General features: G+C 46.8%; 11 protein-coding genes. 7 read left to right on the top strand and 4 right to left on the bottom strand.

Translation table 11 applies throughout. From position 1 onward, the window contains the following. Nucleotides 1-4 precede the first annotated feature (4 nt). From wtpA to DESAL_RS12145, 3 genes are all read right to left on the bottom strand, one after another. On the bottom strand, nt 5-982 hold the full coding sequence (wtpA, locus tag DESAL_RS12155) for a tungstate ABC transporter substrate-binding protein WtpA (protein WP_015852288.1): 978 nt from the start codon (nt 980-982) through the stop codon (nt 5-7). A gap of 317 nt (nt 983-1,299) precedes the next feature. After that, nucleotides 1,300-1,518, bottom strand: a complete 219-nt coding sequence (locus DESAL_RS12150) for a hypothetical protein (protein ID WP_015852287.1) — start codon at nt 1,516-1,518, stop codon at nt 1,300-1,302. A gap of 472 nt (nt 1,519-1,990) precedes the next feature. Beyond that, a complete protein-coding gene (locus tag DESAL_RS12145; RefSeq protein ID WP_015852286.1) occupies nt 1,991-2,878 on the bottom strand; it encodes a DMT family transporter in 888 nt (295 codons plus the stop codon). Between the two features lie 123 nt (nt 2,879-3,001). Between DESAL_RS12145 and DESAL_RS12140 the strand changes: the two genes are divergently transcribed. From DESAL_RS12140 to DESAL_RS12110, 7 genes are read left to right on the top strand one after another with little or no spacing between them, the layout of a single operon-like run. Next, complete coding sequence (locus tag DESAL_RS12140) at nt 3,002-4,609, top strand: MBL fold metallo-hydrolase RNA specificity domain-containing protein (protein WP_015852285.1); 1,608 nt, start codon at nt 3,002-3,004, stop codon at nt 4,607-4,609. Nucleotides 4,610-4,611: 2 nt separating this feature from the next. Next, nucleotides 4,612-5,172: a 16S rRNA (guanine(966)-N(2))-methyltransferase RsmD gene (rsmD, locus tag DESAL_RS12135; protein ID WP_015852284.1), complete on the top strand. Its 561-nt coding sequence runs from the start codon at nt 4,612-4,614 to the stop codon at nt 5,170-5,172. Beyond that, complete coding sequence (gene coaD, locus DESAL_RS12130) at nt 5,160-5,660, top strand: pantetheine-phosphate adenylyltransferase (RefSeq protein WP_015852283.1); 501 nt, start codon at nt 5,160-5,162, stop codon at nt 5,658-5,660. The genes rsmD and coaD overlap by 13 nt, the downstream gene beginning before the upstream one ends. Continuing rightward, nucleotides 5,661-6,581, top strand: a complete 921-nt coding sequence (gene miaA, locus DESAL_RS12125) for a tRNA (adenosine(37)-N6)-dimethylallyltransferase MiaA (protein WP_015852282.1) — start codon at nt 5,661-5,663, stop codon at nt 6,579-6,581. 55 nt (nt 6,582-6,636) lie between these two features. Then, nucleotides 6,637-7,686, top strand: a complete 1,050-nt coding sequence (locus tag DESAL_RS12120) for a hypothetical protein (RefSeq protein WP_015852281.1) — start codon at nt 6,637-6,639, stop codon at nt 7,684-7,686. 18 nt (nt 7,687-7,704) lie between these two features. Continuing rightward, the gene (locus tag DESAL_RS12115) at nt 7,705-8,661 is read left to right on the top strand and encodes a hypothetical protein (RefSeq protein WP_015852280.1); all 957 of its coding nucleotides are present in this window, start codon (nt 7,705-7,707) and stop codon (nt 8,659-8,661) included. A gap of 12 nt (nt 8,662-8,673) precedes the next feature. Next, a complete protein-coding gene (locus DESAL_RS12110) occupies nt 8,674-9,249 on the top strand; it encodes a CDP-alcohol phosphatidyltransferase family protein (RefSeq protein ID WP_015852279.1) in 576 nt (191 codons plus the stop codon). A gap of 72 nt (nt 9,250-9,321) precedes the next feature. On the opposite strand, the gene DESAL_RS12105 is transcribed toward DESAL_RS12110, so the two are convergent. Continuing rightward, entirely contained in the window at nt 9,322-9,507 is a 186-nt protein-coding gene (locus DESAL_RS12105; protein WP_015852278.1) for a twin-arginine translocase TatA/TatE family subunit, read from the bottom strand. Nucleotides 9,508-9,616 lie beyond the last annotated feature (109 nt).

Raw genomic sequence — 9,616 nt, 5'->3', positions numbered from 1 at the left:
CGGATTATTTATTTACTTTTACAAGCTTATGCAGTTCGACGGGCATGTTCTTGATCATGGTTTCATCAGGAACAATGGCTGGAACAAAAGGAGGCTGGCCCATTTCTTTCAGGATTTTCAGGCCGCCTTCAGGGGAAAGCATGTAAGCCATGAAAGCAGTGGCTGCAGCCTTGTTGGGAGCATCCTTAAGCTGAGTGATACCGTAAGTGATGGATTTACCAACACGGTCAATGGTGCTTCCGGGCTTCTTGCCGCTTACAGTCACTTTCGCCTGCTTGTAGAAGTTGTTGTATTTGTAATCGGAAAGGTTGATGTGCTTATCGAGGGTAATGTACTTCAGGCCGTGCTGCACTGCTACGGAGAGGTATTCCCAAGCGTAGTCCATGTTTCCGGTTTTGAGCAGGGAGATCAGTTCAACTGATTTGGGGCGGACCCATTCTTTCTTACGCTGCTTGATGAGTTTATCGAAAAGGCCTTCTTTACCGTAAAATTTTTCAGCCAGTTGCATAACCATCACGCTACGGTAGCCGCAGGGATCAAGGTTGGGATCTGAGTGACCCCAGACAACGCCGGGCTTCTGGATGATTTCATACCAGTTGTCGGAATTGATCTCAGATGCGTATTTGGACTGGTCAGTGTAGCAGAGAACAAGCTGGTTGGTTGCAAAGCGGATGTTGAAGTCTGCGAACTTGGGGATCAGGTTCTTGTCGATGACCACGTAGTCCGCGGAAGCCATGATATCAGCGGGTTTGCCTACTTCAGAGATCATACGTGCCATTTTGGTGGAACCACCGGCTTCGCGTTTGATGTCAACGCCGGGATGCATGGCTTCAAATTCCTTTTCCATCTTTGCAAGGGGAACGGAAAGGCTGCCGGCATGAAACATGATTACATCACCGCTGAGCTTTTCGGCTGCAAAACCCGGAACAGCGGATACCAGTGAAAGCATAACCAGAATCACTCCTAAAGATATTGAACGCATTTTTTTCTCCAGTTTAGGATAATTAAAATTATAAGGAAATTGGAATAGCCGTATATTTTGTAGGGGAATTATTGTCAAATGCGACATATGTCATGGAGAGCATAATAAGATAGATTGAATTCGGCGTAGGAATAGTGAGGCACAAAAAAAGCAGCATTAATATGCTGCGTGGTAAATTCCCTGTGGTGGGATTGATGAAGAAACATGGGCGCAAAAATTCAGGTCAGTTTGTTTGTCAGTTCCTGATTTTTGCGCCGTTATTGTTCTGATTGCCGCTGTTTGTTTGCGATTTGTTTCTGCGGCTTGCGCTATCCGGTTTACTGTGAAATCTGCTCTGGTGTTTTTGGGGCGATGTCGTTGTCGTTGCAGAGCTTCACGCGGTTGTAGAATAGATCTTCAGGGCCGGCCTTGCTGAACAGTTCCTGCAGCAGCACATTTAAAAACATGCTCTTGCTGATTCCCAGATTCTGGCAGGCTTCTTCGATTTTTTCATTGATTTCATGGTTTAGGTACACATCTGATAGGCGTGTATGCATAATTTACTCCTTATCTTCTAAGTGGTGTCTTTGGTATATTGAGTTTCAATTCAATGTTTCTTCGTTTACCACTAGTAATAAGATAATACGAAAAAACAGTTATGTACAGTGGGTTGCGCTGTTTTAACCGTTCTGTCGTCAATTCTTAAACTTAACATTGAACTAAAGACTGAATGGATGTGCAGTTTGTGAAGTTGTGCATTGCACATATGTGCAAAAAAGTTGTGCAAAAGAATGTGCAGGATGGGATGGTAAAAAATGCCAATCCTTCTAAGTGTCTGTAAATAAAAGAATATTGTTTTTGGCACGCTAGATGCTAAATAGAAATACAAGACGGGCGAAGAATTTGTTCCCCTGCACTTTCTTCAACAAGTGCCCGAATATACATATAGTCTTCATTCCTCATCATCACTCCTTTAAATACAAAAAGGACCGGGACACCTCCAGCCCGGTCCTTTTGTATTTTTAAAGCTTAATTCTTTCTTCCCAACTGCTGAATCAAATTCCCGCCCACAATAAATAAAAGTCCCACAAGCGTTGAATGCAGGATTTCCTCACCAAGAATAAAGTGGATCAGGATAAGCGAAAGGAATGGTGACAGGAAAATCAAGTTGCTGACTCGCGATGCCTTTTCAGTCAGCTTCATAGCATTTAGCCAGAGCGCAAAAGTTATCCCCATTTCAAAAAATCCTACATAGGCCGCAGAAAGAATTGCCGGAGCATTGAACGGCGGCGGTCCGGAAAAAATCAACATGGCTACTGCTACCAGCGGCAGCCCGAAGCAGAAATTCAAGAACAATCCCACCAGCGGGTCGGATTTACTCTTTGTATTCATGATCCAGTATAGTGACCAGAGTATGGTGCTGAATAAAGCCAGAAATACTCCGAATCCATTGCTGAACTGGATGTTGAGCAGGTTTCCGTGGGTGGAGATTATTACAACTCCCATGTAGCTGGTCAGGATAGCCAGCAGTTCCCGCATGGTCATTTTCTGACCCAGCAAGGGAATGGAAAGCAGTGAAAGAGTGATCGCCCAAGTGTAATTGAGCGGCTGGGCTTCCTGTGCGGGGAGCAGGTCGTAGGCCTTGAATAGTACTATATAATATAGAAATGGATTGAGCAGTCCGGGTAGGCCGTTCTTGAGTAAATCTTTTGTGCTCATGCGCTTTATCTGTTCGGTTTTATTCTGTATCTTCAAAATCAAGAAGAGGGATAAGGTGGAGAATATAACCGCATAGAAGAGTAGTTGCAGCGGGTCCATGTAGCCTAGGGCAATTTTGAATGCCGAGGCCACCGTGGACCATATGAGTACGGCTGAAAGCCCGTAGATGTATGCTTTTTTCTGATCGTGCTGCTGCATTTTCTAATTGCTCCGCTGTTGCCTGAATCTGATTAATGGTGCATGTAACAGTGCATTCGAATTATCAAAAAAAGAAAAACTAGCATAGTCGTAATAGATTCAAGTTTAGATTCGGGAGGATACATGAAGATTACTTTTATGGGGGCTGCTAAAACTGTTACCGGTTCCTGTTATATAATTGAGACAGAAAATACCAGATTTGCTGTGGACTGCGGTCTTCATCAGGGTAACGCCGAGATAGAAAAACGTAACCGGGGTATTGCGGAATACGACCCCAAAAATCTTGATTTTATCCTGATCACCCATGCCCATATCGACCATACCGGTCTGCTTCCTGCTGCGGTGAGAGCCGGGTTTAAAGGTCCTATCTACATGACCACCCCTACCCGTGACCTGCTTGATATTATGCTGCTGGACAGTGCTTACATTCAGGAAATGGAAACTGAGTGGGCCAACCGTAAAAGATTACGCAAAGGCATGTCGCCCATTTCTCCCATTTATCAGCAGGATGATGCGCTGAAGACTGTGCCTCTCATGCGTACTGTGCAGTATGGAGCGAGCTTCGATCCTTCGGAAGATGTGACTGTAAACTTCAAGGATGCAGGGCACATTCTCGGTTCAGCATTCATTGAGTTGTGGATCAAGGAAGGCGGAGAGACTACCAAGGTTGTTTTTTCCGGAGACCTTGGACACAAAGACCAGCTGATTGTCCGCAACCCCAGTATCATCGAAAAGGCTGATTATCTGCTCATGGAGTCAACCTACGGGGATCGTAATCACAAGGATTCTTCCAATAGCCTCAATGAATTGGCCGAAGCCATTAAATGGAGTTACGAACGCGGCGGTAAGGTGGTTATCCCGGCTTTCGCGGTCGAACGTTCCCAGCAGCTTATCTATACTTTGCACCTGCTCTATAAAGACGGCAAGCTTCCGGCTGACATGCCTGTTTATCTGGACAGCCCTCTTGCTATCAGAGCTACTGAAATTTTCAGAAACCACCCGGAATTTTTTGATCTTGATACTAAAGAGTTGATGCATAACGGGGATGATCCTCTTTCTTTACCTAACCTTAAATTTACCCTGACCACTGAAGAGTCGCAGGCCATCAACAACACTGAAGGTCCGGCCATCATTATTTCTGCAAGTGGTATGGCCAACGCAGGGCGTATCAAGCATCACTTACGTCATAATATCTGGCGAAAAGATTCCAGTGTGGTATTTGTAGGTTATCAGGGTGTGGGTACTCCGGGCCGTAAACTGGTCAACGGCGCTGACAGTATTACTATTTTCGGCGAAAAACTGGCTGTGGAGGCGAAAATCTTCACTATTAACGGTTTTTCCGGTCACGCCGGGCAGGATGAGATGATTGATTGGCTGAAACACTTTGACAGTCCGGCCATGAAAGTCATATTGACCCACGGCGAGCCGAAAGGCCAGAAGGTGTTGGCAGGGCTTATCAAGCAGGAACTCGGTTACAAAGTGCATATTGCTGACTACCGGGAAGAACTCATGCTTGTGCCCGGCGGAGAAATGCAGCCCGTAGTCAAGGGCAAGCCAGCCAAGCCGGAAATCGACTGGGATTTTCTGCTCAAGGATTCTGAAAAGCTTTTTACTGAATTCAGAAACAGACTTGATAAAGTACAGGCCCAGTCCTTCCTCAGCCAGACCGAGCTGCGGGACAGGCTGCTTGAAATCAACCGTCAGGTTGTGGAACTTATTTCGGAATTGTAGATATGAGACTGATAAGCGGCAAATACGGCGGGCGGGTAATCAAAACCGCCAGCGGTCCCGGATACCGTCCGGCAACTTCCAAGGTTCGGCAGGCTATTTTTTCCATGCTCGAATCAAGGGGGGTGGAATGGGACGGCCTGCGTGTTGCAGATATGTTCGCCGGGAGCGGCAGCCTTGCCATTGAGGCTTTGAGCCGTGGTGCGGAGTTCGCTCTATTTGTAGAGAAAAACGGACGTGCCGCGAACCTGATTAGTACCAATCTTAAGGATTTGGGAGCTTCACCCAAGGAGTATAAGGTCTTCAAGACCGATCTGTTCAAAGTACTCGGAAAAGCTCCGGATAAACCTTATGATCTTATTTTTATCGACCCTCCTTACGGATATGACCTGTTGCCCAAGGCCTTAGATGCGGCTCTTGAGAACGGCTGGCTTTCCGAGGACGGGTTTGTGCTGGCGGAAGTCGAGGATAAAGTCGAGCCACCTGAATCGGAACATGTGGAGCGCCTTGATTTGCTGGTAAACAAACTCTACGGTCAAACAAGGATTTTATTATGGCAGAAGTAAAGCCAGTAACAGCAGTATTCCCCGGAACTTTTGATCCCTTCACCCGTGGGCATTTTTCATTGGTCATGCGCGGGATCAAGACATTTCATAAAGTCATCGTCGCTGTAGCGGGAAGCACCTCCAAGAACACAAAGTTTTCTCTTGAGGAGCGGGTGGACATGGCAAAACGCATTTTCGAACACCACCCGCAGGTGGAAGTCGATTCATTTGACGGTTTGCTGGTTCATTATGTGGAGCAAAGCCCGGCCAATGTGATCATGCGTGGATTGCGTGCGGTTTCCGACTTTGAGTACGAGTTTCAGATGGCACTCATGAACCGCCGTCTGGATAACGATATCCAGACAGTCTTCTTGATGACCGACTACAAGTGGATGTATCTCAGCTCTTCAATCATCAAGGATGTGGCTGTGAATGGCGGGGATATCAAAGGTCTTGTGCCGCGTCAGATCTACGATGAAGTAATCGAAAGGCTTGTTCCCGGAAAATAGATGATGGAAAAGCGCAGACCAGTTGTATGTATTCTCGGTCCCACCGGGGCCGGGAAGACAGCCACTTCTCTCGGTATGGCCCGGAAATTTCCGGTGCGGGTAATCAATTTTGATTCCCGGCAGGTTTATACGGATTTCCCGGTAATTACCGCTCAGCCCAGTCCCGAAGAGAGGGCTGTTTGTCCGCACGAACTTTACGGATTTCTGCCGACTACTGAGACCATTAATGCATCCGGTTTTGTTGATCTTGCCAAGGAGCGTATTGATGCTGCCGAAGCTGGAGAACTTCCGGTATTGGTTGGTGGAACAGGCATGTACCTGCAAAGTTTGATTTCCGGTCTTGCGCCTATCCCCGACATCCCGGATGAGATTCGGGAGCGCATCCGCAAGCGGTCGGAAGAAGAGGGCGGTCCGGCGCTTTATGCCGAGCTGGAGAAGGTGGACCCGGAATACTGCAAGCGTACCCATCCCAACAACCGTCAGCGTAATGCCCGCGCTCTTGAGGTTTATGAGGCTACAGGCAAACCCTTTAGTTGGTGGCATAATCGTGAGGTTCCGCCTTCACCGTATAATTTTTTGAAGATCGGCATTAAGGTTGATCTTGATGAGCTGACCCCGCTGCTTAAGCTGCGCATTGAAAAGATGCTTGAGGCCGGGGCAGTTGAAGAAGCGCGTAAGGCTTGGGAAAATTGTCCTGACGAGAATGCACCCGGCTGGACGGGGATCGGTTGTATTGAACTGATGCGTTACATCAAGGGTGAAATAGATCTGGATGAGACCATCCGGCTATGGGCCAAGAATACCCGCGCCTATGCCAAGCGTCAGCTGACCTGGTTCAAGCGCGAGAAGGATATTCACTGGTTCGCACCCCATGAGTATGACAAGGCTGTTACATTTGTAGGGCAGTGGCTTGCGGATTGAGTCCGGGAAGGGTAAGTAATCCCAGAACAGATAATTAAGCTAATTTGGAACGCATATGAAAAAATATATATTTTTCGTTTTACTTATCCTGATGTTTGCAGTTTCTTCCGTGTCCGCTCAGGAACAAGCTGCAGGGAACGGCAACGGCTATGGCGGATTGATTGAGAAGTCCGATGGGACCCTTATTAACTGGGGAAATGGATTTCTTTCCGCTTCTTCGTCTATCAAGCTGTTGCCGGGCAGCATTGACCCTGCACGCAGCAAGGCTCTTGCTGTACGGCAGGGTGGTGTTGAGTCCCGCAAGAAACTTTTAGATATGGTTCTTTCTTTGCCGCTGGACAGCCGACGCAATGTTTCTTCTCTCATAAAGGATGATATTAAGTCATTGAATTCCCTGCGCGGTTATGTGCAGAATTCATTACTAAATACTGCCGTGGATGGAAATGGAACCGTAGCTGTTACTTCTTCCCTTAACCTGCGTAACGGGCTTTCATCCATCATCATTCCACCTACGCTTTCTTTTCAGACCGGTATTCCGCCGACCATTTCCGGTGAACGCGGTGAGACCGGTACCGAACTTCAGGCTTTGGAAAGCGAGGAAAACGGTTACATCGACAGTTCAATATACAGCGGTGTTTTGATTGATGCCCGTGGACTTAACTACAAACCGGTGCTCCTCCCTCTTATCTATGATGGTCGGGGAGTGGGAGTGTACGGTCCTTTTGCGGTCAGCAGGGAGTCTGTTCTTAAGCGTGGACTTGTAACCTACATGACTGATGATAAGTCTGAGAATTTGCGTTCACGGGTTGGAAACTTTCCGTTGAAGGTCAAGGCAGTCAATACCCACGGAACTTCCCGCAGTAATTTTATTCTTTCTCTTGAAGATGCCACTAAGGTTAGAGCTGTTCTTAAACGTAAGATTGTGAGCGAGAATTGTTCAGTAGTTATCCTTGTGGATAAGGCAGCCGGGGCTGCAAACAATGGTGAATCTGCGGATTCTCTAGATGAAGAGCAGTCTCAGGATATTGATGCGGTGAATGACGATAGTGAGATTCAGGAAGAGTCTCTTGATGCAAATCCTACCGATCATAATCAACAGCGATAAATTTACCGGAGCTATAAGTTGAATTTTTCAGATAAGATAAAGCCGTTTGTTTTGACAGCCTGCGTAGCGGTGCTGCTTTTTTCTGCTCTGCCTGCCCATGCCGTTAAGGTTCAGATTTTTAAGCCTGTCGATCCTGAAAAGGAAGTTTCTCAGCGGACTATGCGTCAGGAAGCTGTCACAGAAGCTTTTGCTCAAGCCCTATTTGCCGAAGCATCACGCATGCTTCCCGGTACTTTGTCCGCAGAAAGAACAGAGGCGGTTAAGAAGGCTTTCGGCAGCTATTATGAAGAGTATATTAAAGGCTATAAAGACATGAACGTCAAAATGGCTGAAGACGGAGTTTCTGTTGCTATTGATGTTAGCGTGAACCGTAAGGCATTGCGTGCTGCAATGAAAAAAATGGGGCTCTTTTCAGTTTCCGCAGTTCCTGTTCAGATTGATGTTTCCAATGGAAAATATAATCTCAACGAAGATCAGCAGTTGGAGCAGAATGATAAGATCAATGAGTTGATTGCTCTTTACGGACTCAGCAATGTTACAGCTGCCGATAGTAACGGAACTGCTGTAGTCCTTTCTGTGCGTCATGCTTCCAAAAAGCGTTGGACCGGTGATCTAAAGTCATCCCACGGGACATGGTTTGCTTCCGGAAGCAGCATGGAACGGGTCTGGCGTGAACTCTGGGGCAAATATTTTGGTTCTGAAAATATTGAAGCGCTCATGAATCCTAAGGCTGTTCTGGTCGTAAACGGCTGGTTTAACCCCGAAGGTGTGCGAGAATTCGGACGCAAGCTTAAGTCTTGGGATTCCGCAGTACAGGAAGTTGAGTTGCTTGATGTTGAAATGCAGCCTACCGCAGTTTCTGCAAGCTGGTCCCTTGAAGTTTCCGACCAGTGGGTGTTGCGTGGATATTTAAACGACTACCTGCCTCCCCGCGGGCTTACTTTCAGTCTGGAGGGGCTTGAGGAGGCAAAATAAAAAGGAAGGATCGTGCAGAGCCGGAAAATCTGGACCATACCCAATCTGATCACTATTTTCAGGATATTGCTTACCCCGGGGTTTGTTATTACTTACCTTGACGGCAATTTTCTGGCTGCTTGGCTGCTGTTTATGGTTGCCGGGATTTCGGATGGTTTGGACGGTTTTCTGGCTCGGGTCATGAAACAGCGCACCGAATTCGGGGCCATGATTGATCCCCTTGCGGACAAAATTCTGCTTGTAACTTCTTTTATCTGTCTTTCCGCGCAAGAATTCATTCCTGTCTGGCTGACCGTCCTTGCTGTATCCCGCGATCTGATCATAGTAGGAGGACTTTTTCTGCTGAAATTTTATGGAGTGGAAGTAGAAAAGAAAATTAAGCCTCTTTGGTCCAGCAAGATTACCACCGCACTTCAGCTCTTGGTTGTTTTTTCTGTCCTGACCGGACTTGCGTTTGGATTGGACGTAGGGTTTCTGCATCCGGAAGTAGAGATTGTAACTGCTGTTTTTACTTTTTTCTCCGGGGCAATATATCTCCGGCGCGGGTTGGGCATGTTTGCTGAGGCTGTTGAAAACGGGGCAAAATAAAACCCCGGCTTGCAGGACAAACCGGGGTGTCGCAGGCAAGACCTGCAAAAATAATCAAGCTGGCAGCAAAGACTAAGCGTCTTTGTTCTTATCTTTTGACGGGGTTACGTCAATTTCTTCAGATTCGCTGCTTGCCTTTTTAAAATTCTGAATTGCACGGCCAAGACCGCTACCCACTTCGGGAAGTTTTTTAGCTCCGAAAATCAGGATGATAATACCCAAAATTAAAAGAATTTCTGTGATTCCTAAACCGAACATTTTTTTCCTCCAATGCTAGACGGTAGTGAACTTTTACACGTGCCTCGCTCTTTGGTCAAGAATGTCTTCTTATCTCGGAACGACACGGAAAAATTTATATTTTTAATCT

It is taken from the genome of Maridesulfovibrio salexigens DSM 2638, from assembly GCF_000023445.1.
GTDB classification, from domain to species: domain Bacteria; phylum Desulfobacterota; class Desulfovibrionia; order Desulfovibrionales; family Desulfovibrionaceae; genus Maridesulfovibrio; species Maridesulfovibrio salexigens.
Note: the sequence above shows the minus strand (reverse complement) of the source record. Positions and strands in the feature narration are given on the sequence as shown.

Coding starts and splice junctions, on each gene's coding strand:
- wtpA (WP_015852288.1), bottom strand. CDS start 982: ATGCGTTCAATATCTTTAGGAGTGATTCTGGTTATGCTTTCACTGGTA.
- DESAL_RS12145 (WP_015852286.1), bottom strand. CDS start 2,878: ATGCAGCAGCACGATCAGAAAAAAGCATACATCTACGGGCTTTCAGCC.
- DESAL_RS12140 (WP_015852285.1), top strand. CDS start 3,002: ATGAAGATTACTTTTATGGGGGCTGCTAAAACTGTTACCGGTTCCTGT.
- DESAL_RS12150 (WP_015852287.1), bottom strand. CDS start 1,518: ATGCATACACGCCTATCAGATGTGTACCTAAACCATGAAATCAATGAA.
- DESAL_RS12105 (WP_015852278.1), bottom strand. CDS start 9,507: ATGTTCGGTTTAGGAATCACAGAAATTCTTTTAATTTTGGGTATTATC.
- DESAL_RS12120 (WP_015852281.1), top strand. CDS start 6,637: ATGAAAAAATATATATTTTTCGTTTTACTTATCCTGATGTTTGCAGTT.
- miaA (WP_015852282.1), top strand. CDS start 5,661: ATGATGGAAAAGCGCAGACCAGTTGTATGTATTCTCGGTCCCACCGGG.
- rsmD (WP_015852284.1), top strand. CDS start 4,612: ATGAGACTGATAAGCGGCAAATACGGCGGGCGGGTAATCAAAACCGCC.
- coaD (WP_015852283.1), top strand. CDS start 5,160: ATGGCAGAAGTAAAGCCAGTAACAGCAGTATTCCCCGGAACTTTTGAT.